Below are 20,234 nucleotides of genomic sequence, written 5' to 3' on the forward strand. Positions count from 1 at the left end.
TCCCGCGGACGTCCCGGCGCGCGCACCGCAGCACCGCCTCCGCCTACCACGTTCGAGGGAGTCCGCAACCCGGTGCGTTCCCAGGCGGCTCCCGCCTAACGTCGAGCGTGACGACCGCAGCAGCGGAACGCCGCACACCGAGTGAGACAGCAAGGAGCACCACCGTGCCGCAGATCATCGAGACCGTCGACGTCAACGTCCCCGTGTCCGTCGCCTACAACCAGTGGACCCAGTTCGAGGAGTTCCCGCGCTTCCTCGACGAGGTCGAGTCGATCCAGCAGGTCACCGACACCCTCACCGTCTGGAAGGTGAAGGTCGGTCCCGTCGAGCGCGAGTTCGAGGCGAACATCACCGAGCAGCACCCCGACGAGCGCGTCGCGTGGAACAGCACTGGCGGCGAGACCGACCACGCCGGCGTCGTCACCTTCCACAAGCTCTCCGACACCGAGACCCGCGTCACCGTGCAGCTCGACTGGGAGCCGAAGGGCTTCCTCGAGACGCTCGGCTCGCTCGTCGGCGCCGGCAGCCACGCCGTGAAGAAGGACCTGAACAACTTCAAGGAGTACATCGAGAAGCAGGGCACCCCCGACGGTGCCTGGCGCGGCGACGTCGAGGCCTGAGCCGTGACCGACGCAGCCACCTCGTCCGAGGGCGAGAAGAAGGCGAACGGTCTCGGCGACGACGAGACCATCCCGCACTCCGAGGACGGGCTGGCGGTGGGGGTCTCCGGAGACTCGCACTTCAACCCCGAGGAGGACGCTCCCGAGGAGCCCTCCGAGAGCTGACGCTCTCCTCCGGGGAGCCCGACCGCTCTCCTCCGCGAGATGCCACTTGTGCATACGACACGCCGCGAGGCGTGCGCACAGGTGGCATCTCGCGGTTGATGGCTCAGCGCCAGGCCCGGGTGTACTGCGGGGGCACCGGCAGGTCCGCGCCGAGCTCGTGCGCCATCCGCACCGGTGCGTTCGCATCGCGCAGCAGCTCGCGCGCGAGCAGCACGACGTCGGCGTCGCCGTTCGCGACCACGCCCTCCGCCTGCTCCGCCGTGGTGATGAGTCCCACGGCACCGACCAGCGCACCGGTCGCCTTCCGCAGGTCGCGCGCGAACGGCACCTGATAGAGCGGCGCCACCGGGATGCTGGCGTGCACGAGTCCGCCGGTCGACACGTCGAAGAGGTCCACGCCCTCGGCGCGCGCCCACTCCGAGACGGTGATCGTCTCCTCCAGCGTCCAGCCGCCCTCGGCCCAGTCGGTCGCGGAGAAGCGGACGAGCAGCACGAGCTCCCCGATCTCGGCGCGGACCGCGCGGACGACCTCGAGCAGCAGGCGCGCCCGGTTCTGGAGCGAGCCGCCGTAGGAGTCCTCGCGGGTGTTCGAGAGCGGCGACAGGAACTGGTGGAGCAGGTACCCGTGCGCGGCGTGCAGCTCGATCACATCGAAGCCGGCGTCCGCGGCGCGGCGGGCGGAGGCGCGGAACGCCTCGACGAGGCCGGGCAGCTCCTCCGCCGCCAGTTCGCGCGGCTCCGCGTAGCCCTCGAACGCGACGGCCGAGGGAGCGGCGGTCGGCCAGCCGCCGTCCTCCAGCGGCACGGATCCGCGTCCGCTCCACTCGCGGTAGGTCGACGCCTTCCGGCCCGCGTGGGCGAGCTGCACGCCCGCGAGCGCGCCCTGCCCGTGCACGAAATCGACGATCGGAGCCCAGGCGTCGCGCTGCTCGTCGTTCCACAGCCCGGTGTCCCAGGGGCTGATCCGCCCCTCGGGGACGACGGCGGTGGCCTCCGCGATGACGACGCCCGATCCGCCGCGCGCGAGCCCGCCGAGGTGCACGAGGTGCCACGAGGTGGGCACGCCGTCCTGCGCCTCCACCGAGTACTGGCACATCGGCGCCGCCCAGAGGCGGTTGCGCGCGGTCCTCGAGCGGAGCGTCAGCGGCTGGAACAAGGCGGTGTCGGACATGTCTCTCCTGTCGTGCTTCTCCGCGGAACGCCGCTTCGGTACGCGATACGCCGATGAGGGCGCACGCCGACGGCTTCTCGCGGAGGGGGTCATGTGCTCCAACCGGGAGGAGAGCCCGGCTATGCCCGGATCAGCGCGGCCAGGTCGCCCCGGGCGCGTCCTGCCAGACGGTGCTCGGCGGAGCGAGCGACTCCAGCTCCTCGAACAGCGCGTCGGGGATCTCGAGCGCGTCGTCGGCCACGAAGGAGTCGTAGTGCTCGGCGGACGTGGCGCCGACGACCGTCGTCGTCACGCGGGGGTCGCGCGTCGAGAACTGCAGCGCGGCGGCGGCGAGCGGCACGCCCGCCCGGTCGCAGGCCGCTCCCATCGCCGCGACGGCGTCGACGATCTCGCGCGGCGCCGGCTGGTAGGCGTAGGAGGCGACCGGCTCCGGCCAGCGTGCGAGGGCGCCTCCGCCGTAGACCGCCGCGTTGACCACGATCACGCCGCGGTCGACGGACGCGTCGATCAGCTCCTCGGAGGAGCGGTCGACCAGCGTGAAGCGGTTGTGGGTGATCACGGCGTCGAACAGGCCGGTGTCGACGTAGTGGCGCAGCATCGGCGCGGGTCCGCCGGAGATCCCGATCGAGAGGGCGACGCCCGCCTCCTTCATCGCGACGAGCGCGCGGACCGGGCCGTCCTCGGCGAAGGCCTCGTCGTACGAGATGCGCTCCGGGTCGTGCAGGTAGAGGAGGGGGAGGACGTCCATCCCGAGGCGCTCGCGGCTCTCGTCGAGGCTGCGGCGCATCCGCTCGGCCGAGTAGCTGCCGGTGCTCGGGTCGCGGTCGAGCTTGGTGACCACGGTGATCCCCTCGGGGACGCCGCCGCGGGCCTGCAGGGCCTCGCCTATCAGGCGCTCGCTGTGGCCGCCGGCGTACTCGTTGGACGTGTCGACGACGGAGACGGCGCGGGTGGCGGCGTCGGAGTCGAGGACGCGCTCGAGGGCCGGCACCCGGTCGAGGTCGGCGACGCGCTCGGGGCGCCAGGAGGTGCCGAGGGTCAGCCGGGTGACGGTGGCGCCGGACGGGCCGAAGGGTCGGAGGCGGGAGGACTGCGGAGTCATCCGCTCAGCCTGGCAGCGCCGGGGCCCTCCCGCATCCCGCGGAGGATGAACGGTCAGTGGACGAGAGTGCTCAGCCCGACCACGCCGAAGCCCAGGAGCGTCGTCGCGAGCGTCCCGGCGGAGAGGTGGGCGATCCGGAGGACGGTGTCGGAGCGGAGCGGCGCGGCCGCCTCCGAGGTCGACGAGGTGTCCTGCTCGACGGGATCCATCCGCGGGGCCTTCCGCGGGGCTCGACGACCGGCGGCGGACCGGCCCGAGGCCGCCGTGACGGCCGGACGAGGGCCGGTGGTTCGGCCTAGGCTCGGCGCGTGACCGTCGATACCGCCGCCGACTCCTCCGGCCGCTCCGCCGTGCTCGACGCTCTCGCCACTCCGGCGCTGGTGCTCGACGAGGCGGTGCTCGACCGCGACATCGCCGCCGTCGCCGCGGCTGCCCGCGAGCGGGGCCTGGCGCTCCGCCCCCACGCGAAGACGCACAAGTCGCTCGAGATCGCCCGCCGCCAGCTCGCCGCGGGGGCCGTCGGCCTCACCATCGCGACCGTCTCGGAGGCCGAGGTCTTCGCCGCGGGAGGGATCGGCGACCTCTTCATCGCCTACCCGCTCTGGCTCGACGCCGAGCGCGCCGGGCGGCTCGGCCACGTCCTCGCGAGCGCCCGCGTGCGGGTCGGCGTCGACTCGGCGGAGTCGGCCGAGCGCCTGGCCGCGGCCCTGCCCGAGCGCGAGAGGCTCGAGGTCGTCGTCGAGATCGACTCCGGCCACCACCGCAGCGGCGTGCTCCCCACCGAGGCCGGCCCGATCGCCGCGGCCGCCGTCTCCGCCGGGCTCGACGTCGCCGGCGTCTTCACCTTCCCCGGCCACAGCTACGCGGCCGGCAACGGAGCGGCGGCCGCCCGCGACGAGGCGCGCGCGCTCGCCGAGGCGGTCGCGTCGCTCGCGGCGTCCGGAGTCGAGGCCCGCGTGGTCAGCGGAGGCTCGACCCCCTCGGCGGCGTTCGCCGACTCCTCGGTGCTCACGGAGCTGCGCCCCGGAGTCTCGGCCCTCGGCGACGCCCAGCAGTGGGAGATCGGCACGATGGCCCCCGAGGACATCGCCGTCACCGTCCTCGCCACGATCGTGTCCCGCCGCGCCGACCACCTGATCGCCGACGCGGGCAGCAAGGTGCTCTCCTCCGACCGCGGCGCGGCCTCGAGCGGCTTCGGCCGCCTCCCGGAGCACCCGGAGGCGCGCATCCCAGTGCTCTCGGAGCACCATGCGACGATCACCGGAGTCGACCTCCCGGTGGGGACGCGCGTGCGGATCGCGCCGAACCACGTCTGCGTCGCGGTGAACCTGGCCGACGAGTACCGCGTCCTCCTCCGCGACGGCGGCGGCGCCGTCTGGCCCGTCGACGCCCGCGGGCGGAACAGCTAGGCGATCGGCGAGCGCGGGATCCGCAGGCCGAGCAGCGCGCTCGCCGCCAGCAGCACGAAGGCGGAGGCGAAGGCCGCGGTCGGCGACGCGGCGTCGGCGAGGGCGCCCGCGAGCAGCGGCCCGATCACGCCGCCCAGGTCGGACGCGGCCTGGAACACCGAGACCGGCTTGCCGCCGCGCTCGCCCGCGGCGTCACCGACCAGCGCACCCGGGGCCGTGCCCATGAAGGCGGCCGCCGCTCCGTAGACGCAGAGCAGCACGACGAGCAGCCACAGCTCCGAGACGAACGGCATCGCCAGCATCGCCACCGCCGCGACGGAGAACCCGCCGATCAGCGCTGGGCGCCGGCCGACCGTGTCGACGAAGCGGCCGGCGGGCGCGAGCGCGATCGTCTGCACCACCGCGGCGATCGCGAACGCGATGCCGGTCCAGGCGGGCTGCCCGCCGAGCCCCTCGACGACGAGCACGGGGACGAGCGTCGCGCGGACTCCCATCGCCGACCAGCCGAGGGCGAAGTTCGCCAGCACCGCGCTCTGGTACCGGCCGTCGCGGGCCACCTCGCGCAGCGGCTTCGTCCGAGCCGCGGCGGACGGCGCCGCGTCGCGCTCGGGCCTCTGCAGCAGGATCAGCCCGACGAGCCCCGCGATCGCGAGCGTGCCGGCGTAGAAGAAGAAGGGGGCCGTGAGCGAGATCGCCGTGAGCACGCCGCCCACCGCGGGGCCCGCCATGCCGCCGAGGAGGAAGCCGCCCTGGTAGAAGCCGATCGAGCGGCCGCGCCGCTCCGGGCTCGCGGTGCGCAGGAGGAGCGTCATCGCGGCGACGGAGAACATCGCGGAGCCGATGCCGCCGACTCCGCGCAGCAGGAGGAGGTGCGGGTAGTCGGAGGCGAAGCCGACCAGCGCCGAGGAGAGCGCGACGATGCCGATGCCGACGGCGAGCACGACCCGCTCGCCGAACCGGTCGACCAGCGGCCCCACGAACGGATTCGCGACCAGCCGCATCAGCGCGAACGCCGAGACGACCGCGCCGACCGCCGTGTAGTCGACGCCGAAGCTGCGCACGTAGGTCGGCAGCACCGGCACGACGACGCCGAACCCCAGCATCACGAAGAAGGCGACGACCCCCAGCACGAGCACGTCCCGCGGCAGTCGCTCGCTGTCTCGGGAACGCCACGGGAATCGCACCTGTCGACGCTACCCCTTCTCGAGGGCCCGGCCCGCGCCTCGATGTGTCGAGTTCGCGCCGACCGTCCGACACCCTCTCCTCGATGGACACGTTCCCAGGATCCGGCGGATCTGCCGGCGAATGAGGAGACGTCATGAAGAGTTCTCTGTGGTTCGGGTCCGGTCTCGCTGTCGTCGCGCTGGCGCTGACGTCGGTTCTCGGGGCGCAGGTGGCCTCGGCCGCTCCGATTCAGCCGAACAAGAACTGCGAGGACGAGTTTCAAGGGGGGTGCGTGAAGTGGTACACCGGCGTCTCGACCTGCGATCACATCTTCGAGACCAGTGCCCCGGAATATCGCAAGAAGGCCTGCGCGGTCCGGGTCACGACGGGGACGATGCACATCGAGCGATGAACGATGGTGGACCGCACGACCGCCTCATCGGCGGTACTCGTATCCGTGCTGCTCCTCGTGGGCTGCACCGAGCCGGGAGGCGATCAGGAGGCCGCTCCCTGTGTCCCGCTCGAGCCCACGTTGAACGACTACGCGCCGGAACTCGATCCCGTTCTGCGTCCACCGTTTCGCGAAGCCCTCGAGGGCTTCGACGAGAGCTCCTCGAACTCGATCGCGTCCGACGCTGCTCGTCTCGCCACGAGCAATCTGCTCTCCGCGATCTCCGGGGATCGACGAGCGAGCGAGTACTTCTGGAACGCCATGGACCTGATCGGCCGTGAGTGCGCCGAGGCGGGAGTCCCGCTGTCGTTCGACCACCACGGCGAGCAGCTGACGACGGGGAGCAGCTGACGACGGGGAGCAGCGCCGACCTTGGGCGCCCGCCCTGGGCTCTCGATCCGCCGCCTCAGCCGGAGAGCGGCACGATCGAGCCGACGATCCCGGAGTAGCTCACGTAGTAGAGGACGCCGTCGCGGTGGAGGACGCCGCGGCCGGGGTAGCTCTCGTCCGGTCCGTCGGGCCCGTCGAGGAAGCCCGGAGCCGCGGTGTCGTCGGCGGTGAACCCGTCCGCGAGGAGCGCGGCGCTCCGGTCAGGCCACTCCGCGTCCGGGACCGCCAGCTGCCCGACCACGACCGACACGTCGCCCTGGCCGCTCCACCGGCAGAGCACCCCGTCCTCGGCGATCTCCTGCACGACGGGGTAGTCGACGTCGTAGACCGTCGTCTCGGGCGAGAGGGCGAGACCGTCCTCGGCGAGCGACGCCTCCTCCTCGGCGGTGAGCAGGTCCTCGCAGGGGAGCAGGGCGGTGGCCGGGGTCGCGGTGGGCAGAGGAGTCGCGCTGCCGGCGCTCGCGGTCGGCACGGCACTGCTCGGCGTCGGAGCGCTCGAGACCAGCGGTGGAGCGGTCGTCGGGGCCGTCCCCTCGTCGGCGCTTCCCGTGCAGCCGCTCAGCGCGAGCAGCCCCGCCCCGCAGGCGAGCAGCGCACCGGCGCCCCTCGCGGTCGTCGTCCGGATCATCGCGAGCCCCCTCGTCCGCGGCGGCCGCGTCGCCGCCCCCTCGATCCTCTCCTCCGCCCTCGCCGGCTGTCCACCGCCCCCGGCCGGCGCAGAGGCGACTACCGCTTCGGCCCCGCGCCGATCGCCCAGACCCGCGGCGGCACGGTGCCGTTGACCGCGTGGTCGCCGACGATCCGCGCCTTGAACACCCACGGATTGTGGCTCGCTGCCGTGCGCGCATTGCGCCAGTGCCGGTCGAGGTTCTTGCGGGTGCTCACCCCGGAGGCGCCCAGCGCGTCGAAGAGATCGGAGGTCGCCCGGGTGGCCAGCTGCGTCAGGACGATCTGGGCCTGCGCCGTCTCGAGCTCGGCGAGGTCGTTCTGCCGCTCGTCGTCGAGCGGGTCGCCGTCGAGGGCCGCGTCGTGCGCCCGCTGCAGCGCGACCGCCGCGCGCTCCACGATCGCCGCTCCCGCATAGGCGGCGGCCGAGACCTGTCCCACCACCTGCAGGATCTGCGGATCCGCCGCGAACGACTCGGCGTTCCCGTGCGAGAAGATCCGGGTCCGCGCCCGCACCTCGGCCGCGATCTCGCGCTCGGCCCCCGCGATCGAGCCCGCCAGCACAGCCAGCAGCACCGCCTGGTAGAACGCGGTCTGGTAGCGGAACCGGGTCTCGAAGTCGATCACGTCCTCGGCCGCGACCACCGCCTCCGTGAAGGTGCTCGTTCCCGAGCCGGTGGTGCGCTGGCCGAAGCCGTCCCAGTCGTCGGCGTGCTCGACGCCCGCCTGGCGAGCGTCGACGATCGCGATCACCTTCTGCCCGGTGTCGGTGCGCTGGGCGAAGGTGTCGATCCAGTCCGCGAAGACGCTGCCGGTGGAGTAGTACTTCGTGCCGGTCACCGTGAACCGCGTCGGGTCGCCGTCGACCGGAGCGACCTTCGTCTGCACATCGCCGATCGCGACCGTGCCGACCTCGGTCCAGGCGTTGCCGCCGAGCTCGCCGTCGGCGAAGCGCCGGAGCCAGCGCTCGCGGGTCCCGTCGGTCGCGAGCAGCCGGTCCTCGACCAGGGCGAAGTGGCCGCGGAGCGCCTGGGGCAGGTTGGAGTCGGCGGCGGCCAGCTCCGTCAGCAGACGGAACAGCTGAGGGAGGCTCGCGCCGGCCCCGCCGGACTCCAGCGGCACGCGCACCGCGCCGAACCCGGCGTCCGCCAGCGCTCGGATCTGCGCGACCGGCAGCTCGCGCGCGCTCTCCCGCGCCGCCGCCCCCGCCGCGATCTCGGCGAACAGCGGCCGGAACCGCCCCGCCAGCTCCTCGTAGTCCACCTCGGGCACGGCCCGCACGTCGGTCGCGGTCATCGTCGGCTCCTGTTCCGCTGCGCCCACCCCGGGCGGCTCGTGCTCGACGGTAGGGGAGGAGCCCGGTCCGCGGTCCGCCCGTGACGCCCGGTGTCCCTCCGTGACCTCCGGTGTCCCTCCGTGACGCCCGGATCGGGGAATGCCTCGCCCCCGGGGCTGTTGGCCCAGGGGATGTCCTCCACCACTCCCGTCCCCCCGTCCGACCCCCGCAGCGCCCTCGTCGTCGGTGCGACCGGCATCGGCGGCTCCGCCCTCGTCGACCTGCTCACCGAGCAGGGCTGGCCGGTGACCGCCCTCTCGCGCCGCCCGATCGACGCGCGCCCCGGCGTCACTCCGCTCGCCGCCGACCTGCGCTCCGCCGAGGACCTGGCCCGCGTGCTCGCCGACCAGCGCCCCACGCACGTCTTCTTCACCGCCTGGTCGCGCCAGGCGACGGAGGAGGAGAACATCGCGGTCAACGGCGGCATGGTCCGCGACCTCCTCGCCGCGCTCGCGCACGCTCCCGTCGAGCACGTCGCGCTGGTGACCGGCCTCAAGCACTACCTCGGACCGTTCGAGGCGTACGGGCAGGGCGCGATGCCCGACACCCCGTTCCACGAGGAGGAGGAGCGCCTCGACGCCCCGAACTTCTACTACGCGCAGGAGGACGAGCTCTTCGCCGCGGCCGGGCGCGCCGGGTTCACCTGGTCGGTCCACCGCTCGCACACGGTCATCGGGCACGCCGTCGGCAACGCGATGAACATGGGGCTGACCCTCGCGGTCGCGGCGTCGATCCACCGTGCCGAGGGCACCCCGTTCGTGTTCCCCGGCTCGCTCACGCAGTGGAACGGACTCACCGACATGACCGACGCGACGATCCTCGCCGAGCAGATGCTCTGGGCGTCGACGTCGGAGGCGGGCCGCGACCAGGCCTTCAACGTGGTCAACGGCGACGTCTTCCGCTGGCGCTGGATGTGGACCCGGATCGCTGAGCACTTCGGCGTCGAGCCGGTCGGCCCGGGGGAGGAGCCGCAGCCGCTCGAGCAGCAGATGGCCGATGCCGAGCCCGTCTGGCGGCGCCTCGTCGACGAGCACGGGCTGATCGAGCCCGACCTCTCCCGCGTCGCCTCCTGGTGGCACACCGACGCCGACCTCGGCCGGAACCTCGAGGTCGTCACCGACATCGGCAAGTCCCGCCTCGCCGGCTTCACGGCGTTCCACCGGACGGTCGACTCGTTCACGGCGCTCTTCGACCGCTACCGCGCGGAGCGCCTGATCCCCTAGCCCGTCGGCCCTCATCCGTCGCCGCTCCGTCGTCCGCCGGACACCCCGTCGACACCCCTCGTCTCCCCGCCGTGCCTAGCGTCACGGCATGGCGGCGAGCGGATGATCGAGCGGGTGGACCCGTTCCTGGGCACGGAGGCGACCGCGCTCCCGGAGCCGACCGGGCTCGCAGCGACGTGGTGGTCGCCGAAGCCGCAGATCGGGAACACGCACCCCGGAGCCACCTACCCCCTCGGCATGGTGTCCGCGTGCTCCTACTCCGGCGCCTATCCGACGGGCTACGGCCGCTACGACCTCGCGCTCGAGGGGGTCCCGCCGACGCTCCACGACGGCCTCGAGGCGAGCGGATTCACCCACTTCCAGCAGTCGGGCACCGGCGCGATCCGCAAGTACTACAACTACCTGCGGGTCACGCCGATGCTCGAGCCGCTCGACGAGCTCGGGCGCAGCTGGGCCCTCGAGGACGAGGTGGCGGAGCCCGGCTACTACGCGGCCACCCTCTCCTCCGGCGTGCGGGCCGAGCTCACCGTCGGGCCCGCCTCCGTAGTGCACCGCTACACCTTCCCCGAGCACCGCAGCGCACGCGTGGTGGTCGACCTCAGCCTCGGGGGTCTGGCGATCCCGAGTGGAGCGACGGTGCCGCTGCGCGCGCAGCTGCACTCGATCTCGCCCGGAGTCGCGGCCGGCGAGGTCGTGATGGAGGGGGCGCCGCTCGCGGTGCACCTGGAGTGCGACGCCCTGCAGTGGCGGCAGATGCTCTGGTACGACCGCCGGCTGATGCCCGGCGGGACCCGGCTCGACTTCGACCACATCCGTCCCACCACGCTGCGCCCCTTCGGGCTGATGTGGGCGGGACCCAGCACGGCCGGGCAGACCGTCGAGCTCCGGATGGGCTTCTCGCTGCGGGGCACCGACCGCGCCCGCGAGAACCTGCATCGCGACGTCTCTCCTGCGGGGACCGGGTTCGACCAGCGCCGCGATCGCACCCGCAAGACGTGGCGGAAGCGCCTGCGCACGATCGCCGTCGACACCCCGTCCGCCGAGCGCGAGACGGTCTTCTCGACCGCGCTCTACCACTCGCTGATCAAGCCGTGCCTCGCTCCCTCCGAGAGCCCGTTCTGGCCGACGGACGGACCCTTCGTCTTCGACATCAGCACGATGTGGGACATCTACCGCACTCAGCTCCCGCTGCTCACGATGCTGCTGCCCGAGCGGGCGGTCGAGATCGCGGCTGCGCTCCTCACCATCTGCGAGGAGGAGGGCAACTTCCCGATCGGCTACCGGATGGCCAAGGGCAGCGACCGGTTCTCGCGCCAGGGCAGTGCCCTCGCGCACACCTTCCTCGCCGACCTCTGCCGGCTGGGGCTGCCGGGCATCGACTGGGACGCCGCTCTCGTGCACATGAGCGAGGACCTCAAGCGGATGTACGGCGAGGAGTTCCTCGCCGCAGGGGAGGCTCACCCGATCAGCCACACGCTCGACCTGGCGCACGGCTACTGGTGCACAGCGGTCGTGGCCCGCCACGTCGGCGATCTCGAGCTCGCCGAGCAGCTCGAGGAGCGCGCCGCGCAGTGGGTGAACGCGTTCGACCTCCGCTCCGGCCTGCTCAAGGACTCGACGTACTACGAGGGCACCCGCCACAACTACTCCTTCCGCCTGCTGCACGACATGGCCGGGCGCATCGCCCTCAGCGGAGGGGACGAGGGCTTCATCGCCCAGCTGGACGAGTTCTTCGGCTACGGAGCCGAGCCGGTCGTCCAGCCCGGGTTGCGCCCCGAGCGGAGCGAGATGCTCGCGGGAGCCGAGCTCGGACGCTTCGAGGGGCTCAACAACGAGCCCGACATGGACTCGCCGTGGGCGTACCACTACGCGGGACGGCCCGACCGGACCGCCGAGATCGTGCACGGCGTGCTGCACCAGCGGTTCGGAGCGGGCCGGGGCGGCCTGCCGGGGAACGACGACTCCGGCGGCCTCAGCTCCTGGTGCGTGTGGGCGAGCCTCGGGCTGTTCCCCGTCGCCGGGCAGGGCCTGGTGCTGGTCAACGCGCCGAGCTTCGCGCGCGCGTCGGTGGCGATCGGAGGGGCCGACCTCGAGATCCGGACCACCGGCTTCGTCGAGCCCGAGCCGGGTGGTCCGGTCCAGTACGTGCAGTCGGCCGAGTTCGACGGCGCGCCCCTCCTGACGAGCGTCCTGACCGCGGCCGCCCTCCATCGCGGCGGTGAGCTGCTCCTGCACCTCGGTCCGGAGCCCTCCGACTGGGGGACCCTGCCGGAGCACCGGCCGCCCTCGTGGCCGTCTCGCCGGCACTGAGCCCCGCTCGCCGTCACCCCCGCCACCACCGACCCCGCGCGTTCGGCCTCCGCCGCCGCACCCGACCGACGACCCCTGAAGGAGACCCATGGACCAGAGCACGCACGCGAACACCGTGCAGAACAGACTCGTCATCGTCGTCCGCGCCGATCCGGTGATCTGCGGGCACTCCGTCGAAGCGCGCAATCTCGCCGAGACCGCCCGGGAGCGCGGATTCGACGAGGTCCGGATCGTCACCTGGCCGATCGACCGGCTCGAGGCCGCGGGCCTCCCGCTCAAGCCGCTCGACGCCGTGCTGCCCTACAGCGACGGCATCGTCGTGGAGCGGCCGGGACCCGTGGGCGACTACAAGGTCCCGGACGGCCGCTGGCTGGCCGGGATGACCGGACGCCTGATCGAGCTGTTCACCGACGGCGTCCCGACCGTCTGCCTCTCGCTCTACCTGAGCCCGCACACGCTCGTCGTGGCCGACGCCCTCCGCGCCGCCTGGAGCACCGGACTCCCCGTCGAGGTCACCACGATCGCCGAGGCCGTCGGCTCCGACGTCACCAACGTGGTCCGCCGGGCGGTGGAGGAGGGCCGGCTGGGCGCCGCCGCCCACATCCTCTCCTCTTACCTCTCGCAGGACCACTGCGTCGCGGTGTCGGAGTACACGCGCGACCTGATCATCGAGGAGGCGGAGCGCGTCGACGCCGCGCACGGGACGCGCTTCGCTCCGCAGTGCCGGGAGCGCATCGCCGTGTCCTACCCGGCGATCGACGCGGACGCCTACCTCGACCTCGACCCCGGCGTCGTCGAGGAGGTCGTGCGGGCCCGCGGGCTCCGGACCGACGGCTACGTCCTCTTCCTCTCGCGCCTGACCGAGGCGAAGGGCGTGGAGGACCTCATCACCGGCTACGAGCGCAGTGCCGTCCACGAGCGCCACGAGCTCGTCATCGCGGGTCGCGGTCCGCAGGAGGCGGAGCTGCGCCGGATCGCGGCGGCGTCGCCGCTGGCGCACCGCATCCGCTTCCTCGACGACGTCGGCGACGCGGAGAAGCCCTTCCTGATGGCGGGCTGCGCGGCGTTCGTGCTCCCGAGCAAGCCGCGGCCCGAGTTCGTCGAGACCTTCGGCATCGCGCTGGCCGAGAAGATGCTCGCCGGGGGCGGGCCGATCATCACCACGCTGACCGGCGGCATCGGCGAGGCGATCGGCGAGCACGCCTTCGTGACCCCGGTCGACAGCCCGGACACGATCGCCGCGCTCCTCGACCACGCCGTCCTCGAGCTCAGCGCCGACGATCGCGCACGCCGAGCGGCGGCAGCCCGGGAGTACGCCCTGCAGTTCGATCGACGGGTCGTGTTCGACCGCCTCTTCGCCCGCCTGGCACGGCCCGCCGTGGCGACGGCGGCGCTCTAGCGGCGGGAGTCCGGAGAGGCCGTCGCTGCGGCGCCCCTTGCGATGAGCACGTCCGGCGAGAGCTGGTGGCGCACGAAGCGGAGGGTGAAGCTGCGGCGGTCTCCTCCGGAGACCCGCTCGGCGAGGACGCGGATGCCGAGGACGGCGACGACGCGCCACTGCTCGGTCTCGTGGGCGACGACGGCGCAGAAGAGGTCGCCCGGGCGCACCTCGTCGACGGTGGTGGTGAGGCTGTTCGTTCCGTGGATCATCTGGCCGCTCCTGGTTCCGGCGGACCTCGCGGACGGCGCTTCGGGTGCGCCGCGCAGCCGTCCGCCGGTCGCTCGAGAGGGGGGCCCGAGCGGCCGGCGGCCGGTCATGCGTGCGACAGCAGGGACGAGCCCGCCGGAACGACCCCGTGCCGCAGGAGCAGTGTAGGACTGCGACCCTGACCGTGGCGCGGAATGTCAACCACTTGCGAGCGCGCTCCCGGGGTTCTCAGGCCCGCAGACGACGGAACCCGCCTCCCGGGCGGGAAGGCGGGTCGTGTCGGTGTGCGGCGGTGGAGCCTGATCGGGAGCGGCTCCGGCGCGGAGGGTCAGGCGGCGGGCTCGGCGCGGCGCAGCGGGACGGCGGCGTTGCTCGTCGGCTCGGGCACGATGCGGAGGCCGGCGCCGCTGTTGGCGCGCTCCATGAGGGCCTCGACCCACTCCGGGTTGATCGTGGGCTGGCGGCTGCCCTTGAACTCGAACTGGATCGGGATGGTCGGGTGCATCCACACGCCGCGGCGGCCGGTGCCGGCCTGGGGGCTCGCGTCGAGGGTGAGCAGGAAGCGCTCGTCGCGGCGGAACTTGTTGATGATGACGATCTGGAGGTGGGCGAGGGCGCGGTCCTCGACCTCGATGGCGGCGGGGGGAGTGCCGTACAGGATGTTGCCCATGGTGTGCTCCGATCTGACGTGCGAGTGGCTGACATCCGTCACTCTATATCGCTAGAAAGACTTCCTACTAGTTGAGCTAGCTACTTACGTCACGGAGTGCGTTTTCTGTCCATCGCCGCCGGACCAGTCGATTCTCCGATGGATCCGGGGCGCGGCAGAAGGCCCTCGGAGTGAACTCCCGGGGACGAGCGGTCGCGGCGGTGGGGACGCCGGTCAGGCGCGGCGCTGCTCCAGCACGCCGTCGGCGTACTCGCCGATCGGCTCGCCCGCGAGCTCCTGGGCCGCGTCGACGGCCTCGTAGTCGGCCGGGCGCTCGACGATGTCGCGCATCGTCTGCAGGAAGCGGATGACGGTCCCGGCCTCGGAGGAGTTGAGCGTCTCGGCCGCCTCGAGCATGCGGCGGTGCATCTCGTCGAGCGTCTCGCGCACCTCGCGGTGGGAGGTGGGGGTGGCGACGATGCGGATGGCGCGGCGGTCGCTCGGGTGCGGCTCCCGGACCACGTGCCCGCTCTTGACCAGCCGGTCGATGAGCACGGTCGTGGAGGCGGAGGAGATGCCGAGGTAGGAGGCCAGGTCCTTCGGGCTGACGTGCACGCCCTTCTGCTGGCGGCGCATGAGGAACTGCACGGCCAGCAGGTCGTTCTCGCCCATGCCCATCGATCCGCGGGTCCGGCGGCGCATCGCGGCCTCCGCCGTGCGGAAGGCGCGCATCGCGGCGAGGACCTCCACCGCTCCGGGCTCGGTCGCCTCACCCGAGAACCAGAAGGCCCCGGGTCGCTTCGGCGTGACCTCATCCATGCCGAACAGTCTAGACAGTCTTGTAGCAAGAAGATCTAGTCAAGCCAACCTCCCCCGAGGTGCTTGCCCGAAAGGGCGGCGACCACTACGAAGGGACTACTAGTTAGACGAGCTAGTGACTCATTCGAGAAGGGAGCTGCCCGTGCTGGACGAACTCGACCGCCTGCAGCCGCTCCCCGCCGACGTCGTGGATCCGCTGGTCGGCTCCACCCTGGCCGGTCGCTACCTCGTGCTCGAGCGGGTGGGGGAGGGCGGCAGCGCCGTCGTCTACCGGGCCCGCGACCTCCGCCTCGCCCGCCAGGTCGCGGTCAAGGTCCACCGCGACGTCCCGGACACCCCGAACGAGCGGGCGCGTCGCGAGCGCGAGATCCGCTTCCTGATCGACTCGCGTCACGCCTCGGTGGTGGACGTCCTCGACCAGGGCGAGATCCCCGGCGAGGAGGGCGACCTCGCGTTCCTCGTCCTCGAGTACTTCGACCGCAGCGATCCGGCGGCCGACTGGTTCGTCTCCGGCGATGAGCGGCTCATCGCGGAGGTCGGCGCCCAGGTGGCCGATGCTCTCGCGCACCTGCACGCGCAGGGCGTCCTCCACCGCGACGTGAAGCCCGAGAACGTCCTCGTCCGCTCCCGCGCCACCGCATCCGGCTTCTCCGCGCACGAGGCCAAGCTCAGCGACTTCGGGATCGCCCGCTCGGTCGACGACGCCCGGCTCACCCGCTCCGACGTGCTGGTGGGCACCGCCGCGTACCTCAGCCCCGAGAGCCTCGGCTCCGGCCCGGTCGGACCGGCGTCCGACGTCTACTCGCTCGGGCTGGTCCTCCTCGAGGCAGTCTCGGGCCGCAGGGCCTACACCGGCACGACGCTCGAGATCTCGATCCAGCGCCTCCACCACGCGCCCGTCGTCCCGGAGTCGGTCCCGGCGGAGTGGCGCGAGCTGCTGACCGAGATGACCGCTCTCGACCCCGCCGACCGTCCCTCCGCCGAGGAGGTGGCACGTCGGCTCTGGGCGCGCCTGGCCGGCGGCCCCGCGGCAGCCCCCTCCCGCAGCGGAGTCACGGGCACGGTCGCCCTGGTCGCCGCGGGCCTGGTCGGCGCGGTGACGGCCCTCTCGCTCACCGGCTGGCTGGGCTGAGCGCCCCGAGCGGTCCCCGTCCGCTCAGGTTCCTCGCGAGCGTGCTCCCGTAGGCTCCGGGCGACCCTCGACCGACCCCGAGCCGCGTCGCCGCGGACCGAACGGAGCCGATCCCATGAGCCCGCGCCGCCTCTTCCGCCTGCTGTCGATCGTCGAGGCGGTGACCTGGACTCTCCTGATCGTCGGGATGCTGCTGAAGTACGCGGCCGGTGCCGGCGACTGGCCGGTGAGCGTCGCCGGACCGATCCACGGGTTCGCGTTCCTCGCCTACGGAGCCGCGGCCCTGGTGCTCGCGGTGAACCAGCGGTGGTCGGCGGGCGCGACGGCGCTCGCCGTCGTCAGCGCGGTCGTGCCCTACGCGACGGTCCCGCTGGAGCGCGGCTTCGAGCGCCGCGGCCTGCTGGAGGGGCCCTGGCGGACGCATGCGACGGACGACCCGCGCGACCGGCGCGTGACGAGCCGGCTCCTCCGCTGGGCGCTCGCGCGGCCCGTGCTCGCCGGGGCGCTGGTCCTGGCTCTGGTCGCCGTGGTCTTCGCGGCGCTGCTGGTGGTCGGCCCGCCCGGGGGCGGCGAGGCCTGATCCCGCGCGCGGCGCGCCTCAGACGGGGCGCGTCTCCGCGTCGATGAGGATCTCGGCGGCGCGACGCGCGTGCAGGGCGGCCTCCGGGGTTCCGGCGATGGCCGCGGTGGTCTGGGCGCCCTCAGCGAGGATCGCGAGCTGCGCGGCGAGCTCGGCGCCGCCTCCCGCCTCCTCAGCGAGGGTCGCGAGGAAGCGCTGGAACGTCTCCTTGTGGTCGCGCGCCATCTCGGCGACCATCGGGTTCGACGAGCCGAGCTCCCCGAAGGCGTTGATGAAGCCGCAGCCGCGGAACGAGTCCTCGGAGAACCAGTCGAAGAGGAAGTCGTAGATCGCGAGCAGCTTGCCGCGAGGTCCGTCCGCCGCGGCGACCCGGGTGGTCACGCCGAGGGTCCACTGCTCGTGCCGGCCGTGCAGGACGGCGACCACGACCGACTCCTTGCTCGGGAACTCCGAGTAGAGGCGCTTCAGCGAGACGCCCGCGGCCGTGCGGAGCTCGTCCATCCCGACGGACTGGATGCCGCGCTCGTAGTAGAGCCGGTCGGCGGCCGCGAGGATCGCCTCGCGGGGAGGGCGCTCGTCGAGGATCGGGGACATCCCTCCATGGTAGGCGGTACCAGAACGGGCGTTCTCGGTCGGCGGCCGCGCTCTCCGCAGGGGGTCCGGGGGCCGGACGCTGCTGCTAGCGTCGCGCTCGGGTGCACGGGCGCCCGGGGACGGGAGGCGGACGCATGGTCGTCGCGATGCAGGCCGAGGGATTCGACGGGCCGGAGGCGCTGCGCGTCGTCGAGGTCGATCCGGGGGAGCCGGCGCCCGGCAGGGTGCGGATCGCGGTGCGCGCAGCGGGCGTGAACCCGGCCGACGCGAAGCTCCTGCGCGGGATGTTCGGGCGCGGACGGGTGCCGGTCCGGCCGGGCAGCGAGGTCTCCGGAGTCGTGACCGCGGTCGGCGAGGGGGCCGAGGGGCCGCTCGGACCGATCCGCGTGGGCGACGAGGTCGTGGCGTTCCGGGTCTCCGGCGGCTACTCCGCCGAGCTGGTCGCGCCCGCGAGCGCGGTCCTGCCCAAGCCCGCCGGACTCGGCTGGGAGGCGGCCGCGGGCCTGCTGCTGGCCGGGACGACCGCCGAGCACCTCGTCGAGGCCACCCGCGTCTCCTCCGGGGACACCGTCCTGGTGCACGGGGCGAGCGGAGCCGTCGGCTCGCTCGCTGTGCAGCTCGCGGTCGCCCGCGGAGCACGGGTGCTGGGCACCACGAGCGAGCGCGGCGAGGAGGTCGTCCGCCGCTTCGGCGCGGAGCCGGTCCGCTACGGCGCCGGGCTGGAGGAGCGCGTGCGCGTCCTGGCCCCCGGCGGCGTCGACGTCGCGCTGGACACGGCGGGCACCGACGAGGCGCTGGACGCCTCGGTGGCTCTGGTCGCCGACCGCTCGCGCATCGCCACCGTCGCCGGCTTCGAGCACGCCGCCCGCCTCGGCGGCATCCTGCTGCTCGGCGGCGGACCGGGAGCCGATCCCGGCACCGCGCTCCGCGACGCCGCCCGGCCGGGCCTGCTCGACCGCGCCGGTCGTGGGGAGCTCGAGGTCGTGCTCGCGCCCTCCTTCCCGCTGACCGAGGCGGCCGCCGCGCTCGCCCTCGTCGAGTCGGGCCGCGCGCGCGGCAAGACGGTCCTGCTCCCCTGAACGAGACGTCCTCCCTCGACCTGCCGGCCCTCGGGCCCTTCGACTCCGCCGGCGCCGCGAGCCTCCTCCGCAACCACGCACTCCCCGGAGTGGAGCGGGTCTCGGCCGACGGCCGGCGCCTGGAGCGCCTGCTCACCCTCGACGGGGCGCCGCGGCCGATCGCGCTCGAGGTGACGGAGACCGGGCTGCGGGTGGATGCGGAGCCGGACGTGCTGACGCCGGCGGCCGCGGTCTTCCGAGCCTGGTTCGACCTCGACTCCGACGTGGTGGCGATCGGCGCCGAGCTCTCGCGGGACCCGCTGCTCGCCCGCTCCGTCGCGGCCCGGCCGGGGCTGCGCGCGACGCAGTACCCGGAGGCGTTCGAGGCGGCGGTGATGGCGGTCCTCGGCCAGCAGGTGTCCGTCGCCGCGGCCCGGACCTTCGGCGGACGCACCGCCGCGGCCTTCGGCGCCCCGGGGGAGCGCGGTCTGCTGGCGTTCCCCGAACCCGCCGCCCTGCTCGCACCGGAGTTCGAGGCGCTGCGCTCGGCCATCGGGATCACCAACGCCCGGGCGCGGACGGTCCGAGCCGTCGCCGAGGCCTTCGTCGCCGGACCCGTGCTCGACCGCGCGGGCGATCTGCCGGAGCAGCGGCGCGCGCTCCTCGCGATCCCGGGCATCGGGCCGTGGACGGCCGACTACCTCGCGCTCCGGTTCCTCGGCGATCCGGACGCGTTCCCCGCCGGCGACCTGGTGCTGCGGAAGGCGCTCGGCCGGGTGAGCACGGCGGAGGCGGAGGCGGCGTCGCAGGCGTGGCGGCCGCACCGGGCGCACGCGGCGTTCCACCTGTGGGCGAGCACCGGAGCGGTCTGAGCGGGTGGACGACCCGAGTCGAGAGCCGCGCCCGGACCGGCGGCCGGGACCGGCCGCCGACGGATCAGGTCAGGTACTCGACGTCGTCGTACAGGATCGGCGCGTCCTCGGCGTCCGGATCCTCGACCGGGACGTCCTCGTGCTCGAGGATGACCGCGACGCCCGGGGAGACCAGCACGCAGACCTCGCGCTCGCCGGCGACCGTGAAGCTCACCATGTCGCCGCGGTTGCGCACGGCCTCGACCAGGCGCTTCTCGAGCTCCTCGGTGTCGAGGGAGACGGCGAGGAGGAAGCGGCGGCCGTCGATGCTGAGCGTGGTGCGCCGCATCGTCGCCTCGGGCTCGGGAGGCGTGCCGCGTCCGCCGCGGCCGGGCGTGACCGCCTTGACCCGCAGCGACGAGGCGTGCATCCGGATGACGGCGTTCACGAGCCCGCCTCCGGGCGCGACTCGTGGTGGCGGCGGCCGCCGGAGCGGCGGTCCTCCTTCATCTCGGACTCGAACAGGTGGCGGCGTCCGCCGGCGAGCTCGTCGCGCGCGGCGCGCTCCTGCTTTCGGAACGCGGCGTAGTAGGTGTCGTCGTAGTCCTCGACGATCTGGAAGGTCCAGCGCCCCTCGATGACGTTGCGGCCGACGAGCTCGGCCTCGATCCGCTCGGCGGTCGCGGCGTGGCCGGCCTCGCGCAGCGCGTCGACGGCCTCGCCTAGAGCGAGGTCGGCCGCGCCGGTGAGCCGGTGGAAGCCGTAGAGCAGACCGCGGGCGTGCTCGACCGTCTCGAGCGCCTCCGAGAGCTTCCCGAGCGCCGCCACGGTGGCGTCGTCGAGACCCTCCGGGCGCAGGTACGCGGAGTCGGGGTGGTCGTGTGAGCTGCTCATCC

The 20,234-nt window shown here is 73.4% G+C and carries 24 protein-coding genes; 12 read left to right on the forward strand and 12 right to left on the reverse strand.

Translation table 11 applies throughout. The features are described 5' to 3' along the window. The first annotated feature begins 164 nt into the window (after positions 1 to 164). On the forward strand, positions 165 to 620 hold the full coding sequence (locus tag C5C27_RS04545) for an SRPBCC family protein (RefSeq protein WP_104224157.1): 456 nt from the start codon (positions 165 to 167) through the stop codon (positions 618 to 620). A gap of 3 nt (positions 621 to 623) precedes the next feature. Beyond that, a complete protein-coding gene (locus tag C5C27_RS17915; protein ID WP_167299017.1) occupies positions 624 to 785 on the forward strand; it encodes a hypothetical protein in 162 nt (53 codons plus the stop codon). 103 nt (positions 786 to 888) lie between these two features. On the opposite strand, the gene C5C27_RS04550 is transcribed toward C5C27_RS17915, so the two are convergent. From C5C27_RS04550 to C5C27_RS17920, 3 genes are all read right to left on the reverse strand, one after another. Continuing rightward, complete coding sequence (locus C5C27_RS04550; RefSeq protein WP_104313736.1) at positions 889 to 1,956, reverse strand: NADH:flavin oxidoreductase/NADH oxidase; 1,068 nt, start codon at positions 1,954 to 1,956, stop codon at positions 889 to 891. Positions 1,957 to 2,086: 130 nt separating this feature from the next. Then, the gene (locus C5C27_RS04555) at positions 2,087 to 3,058 is read right to left on the reverse strand and encodes an aldo/keto reductase (RefSeq protein WP_104313737.1); all 972 of its coding nucleotides are present in this window, start codon (positions 3,056 to 3,058) and stop codon (positions 2,087 to 2,089) included. Positions 3,059 to 3,111: 53 nt separating this feature from the next. Next, the gene (locus C5C27_RS17920) at positions 3,112 to 3,267 is read right to left on the reverse strand and encodes a hypothetical protein (RefSeq protein ID WP_181133447.1); all 156 of its coding nucleotides are present in this window, start codon (positions 3,265 to 3,267) and stop codon (positions 3,112 to 3,114) included. A gap of 99 nt (positions 3,268 to 3,366) precedes the next feature. Here C5C27_RS17920 and C5C27_RS04560 point away from each other — a divergent pair, with 99 nt between their 5' ends. Next, positions 3,367 to 4,467, forward strand: coding sequence for an alanine racemase (locus C5C27_RS04560; protein ID WP_258066496.1), 1,101 nt, complete (start codon positions 3,367 to 3,369; stop codon positions 4,465 to 4,467). Here the strand turns inward: C5C27_RS04560 and C5C27_RS04565 are convergent. Beyond that, positions 4,464 to 5,651 (reverse strand): MFS transporter, encoded by a 1,188-nt coding sequence (locus C5C27_RS04565; protein WP_258066497.1) that lies wholly within the window; start codon positions 5,649 to 5,651, stop codon positions 4,464 to 4,466. The genes C5C27_RS04560 and C5C27_RS04565 overlap by 4 nt on opposite strands. Before the next feature lie 134 nt (positions 5,652 to 5,785). Between C5C27_RS04565 and C5C27_RS04570 the strand changes: the two genes are divergently transcribed. Beyond that, positions 5,786 to 6,043 (forward strand): hypothetical protein, encoded by a 258-nt coding sequence (locus C5C27_RS04570; RefSeq protein WP_104237808.1) that lies wholly within the window; start codon positions 5,786 to 5,788, stop codon positions 6,041 to 6,043. A gap of 3 nt (positions 6,044 to 6,046) precedes the next feature. Next, entirely contained in the window at positions 6,047 to 6,433 is a 387-nt protein-coding gene (locus tag C5C27_RS04575) for a hypothetical protein (RefSeq protein WP_104313738.1), read from the forward strand. A gap of 55 nt (positions 6,434 to 6,488) precedes the next feature. Here the strand turns inward: C5C27_RS04575 and C5C27_RS04580 are convergent, their stop codons facing one another. Both C5C27_RS04580 and C5C27_RS04585 read right to left on the reverse strand, forming a co-directional pair. After that, a complete protein-coding gene (locus C5C27_RS04580) occupies positions 6,489 to 7,100 on the reverse strand; it encodes a hypothetical protein (RefSeq protein WP_104313739.1) in 612 nt (203 codons plus the stop codon). Positions 7,101 to 7,198: 98 nt separating this feature from the next. Next, positions 7,199 to 8,434, reverse strand: a complete 1,236-nt coding sequence (locus tag C5C27_RS04585) for an acyl-CoA dehydrogenase family protein (RefSeq protein ID WP_104313740.1) — start codon at positions 8,432 to 8,434, stop codon at positions 7,199 to 7,201. 171 nt (positions 8,435 to 8,605) lie between these two features. Between C5C27_RS04585 and C5C27_RS04590 the strand changes: the two genes are divergently transcribed. The 3 genes from C5C27_RS04590 (at position 8,606) to C5C27_RS04600 (ending at position 13,406) form a co-directional block, all read left to right on the forward strand. Continuing rightward, positions 8,606 to 9,697: an SDR family oxidoreductase gene (locus C5C27_RS04590; protein WP_104224165.1), complete on the forward strand. Its 1,092-nt coding sequence runs from the start codon at positions 8,606 to 8,608 to the stop codon at positions 9,695 to 9,697. A 114-nt stretch (positions 9,698 to 9,811) separates the two neighbouring features. Beyond that, complete coding sequence (locus C5C27_RS04595) at positions 9,812 to 12,007, forward strand: glycoside hydrolase domain-containing protein (protein ID WP_258066498.1); 2,196 nt, start codon at positions 9,812 to 9,814, stop codon at positions 12,005 to 12,007. A gap of 88 nt (positions 12,008 to 12,095) precedes the next feature. Next, entirely contained in the window at positions 12,096 to 13,406 is a 1,311-nt protein-coding gene (locus C5C27_RS04600) for a glycosyltransferase (RefSeq protein WP_104249746.1), read from the forward strand. Here C5C27_RS04600 and C5C27_RS04605 read toward each other — a convergent pair. The 3 genes from C5C27_RS04605 to C5C27_RS04615 form a co-directional block, all read right to left on the reverse strand. Next, positions 13,403 to 13,657 carry a hypothetical protein gene (locus C5C27_RS04605; protein ID WP_104313742.1) on the reverse strand — a complete coding sequence of 85 codons (255 nt, stop codon included), beginning with the start codon at positions 13,655 to 13,657 and terminating at the stop codon, positions 13,403 to 13,405. The two genes, C5C27_RS04600 and C5C27_RS04605, sit on opposite strands and share 4 nt — an antisense overlap. Before the next feature lie 326 nt (positions 13,658 to 13,983). Further along, positions 13,984 to 14,325, reverse strand: a complete 342-nt coding sequence (locus C5C27_RS04610; protein ID WP_104224199.1) for an ATP-dependent DNA ligase — start codon at positions 14,323 to 14,325, stop codon at positions 13,984 to 13,986. Positions 14,326 to 14,538: 213 nt separating this feature from the next. Further along, positions 14,539 to 15,123, reverse strand: coding sequence for a MarR family winged helix-turn-helix transcriptional regulator (locus C5C27_RS04615; protein ID WP_104237800.1), 585 nt, complete (start codon positions 15,121 to 15,123; stop codon positions 14,539 to 14,541). A 142-nt stretch (positions 15,124 to 15,265) separates the two neighbouring features. On the opposite strand from C5C27_RS04615, the gene C5C27_RS04620 reads away from it, so the two are divergent. Both C5C27_RS04620 and C5C27_RS04625 read left to right on the forward strand, forming a co-directional pair. Continuing rightward, a complete protein-coding gene (locus C5C27_RS04620; RefSeq protein ID WP_181133448.1) occupies positions 15,266 to 16,255 on the forward strand; it encodes a serine/threonine-protein kinase in 990 nt (329 codons plus the stop codon). A 115-nt stretch (positions 16,256 to 16,370) separates the two neighbouring features. Next, positions 16,371 to 16,835 carry a DUF3817 domain-containing protein gene (locus C5C27_RS04625; RefSeq protein WP_104225947.1) on the forward strand — a complete coding sequence of 155 codons (465 nt, stop codon included), beginning with the start codon at positions 16,371 to 16,373 and terminating at the stop codon, positions 16,833 to 16,835. Between the two features lie 18 nt (positions 16,836 to 16,853). Here C5C27_RS04625 and C5C27_RS04630 read toward each other — a convergent pair whose 3' ends face one another. After that, complete coding sequence (locus C5C27_RS04630) at positions 16,854 to 17,429, reverse strand: TetR/AcrR family transcriptional regulator (protein WP_104224170.1); 576 nt, start codon at positions 17,427 to 17,429, stop codon at positions 16,854 to 16,856. A gap of 134 nt (positions 17,430 to 17,563) precedes the next feature. Here C5C27_RS04630 and C5C27_RS04635 point away from each other — a divergent pair, with 134 nt between their 5' ends. Together C5C27_RS04635 and C5C27_RS04640 are read left to right on the forward strand one after the other, a co-directional pair. Then, entirely contained in the window at positions 17,564 to 18,508 is a 945-nt protein-coding gene (locus tag C5C27_RS04635; RefSeq protein ID WP_258066499.1) for an NADP-dependent oxidoreductase, read from the forward strand. Positions 18,509 to 18,528: 20 nt separating this feature from the next. After that, complete coding sequence (locus C5C27_RS04640) at positions 18,529 to 19,359, forward strand: DNA-3-methyladenine glycosylase (protein WP_258066501.1); 831 nt, start codon at positions 18,529 to 18,531, stop codon at positions 19,357 to 19,359. 64 nt (positions 19,360 to 19,423) lie between these two features. Here C5C27_RS04640 and C5C27_RS04645 read toward each other — a convergent pair whose 3' ends face one another. Beyond that, positions 19,424 to 19,786, reverse strand: coding sequence for a hypothetical protein (locus C5C27_RS04645; protein ID WP_104224172.1), 363 nt, complete (start codon positions 19,784 to 19,786; stop codon positions 19,424 to 19,426). Further along, positions 19,783 to 20,232 carry a hypothetical protein gene (locus C5C27_RS04650; protein ID WP_104313744.1) on the reverse strand — a complete coding sequence of 150 codons (450 nt, stop codon included), beginning with the start codon at positions 20,230 to 20,232 and terminating at the stop codon, positions 19,783 to 19,785. The genes C5C27_RS04645 and C5C27_RS04650 overlap by 4 nt, the downstream gene beginning before the upstream one ends. Positions 20,233 to 20,234: the final 2 nt, after the last annotated feature.

Source organism: Rathayibacter sp. AY2B7, from assembly GCF_002931635.1.
Lineage (GTDB): Bacteria > Actinomycetota > Actinomycetes > Actinomycetales > Microbacteriaceae > Rathayibacter.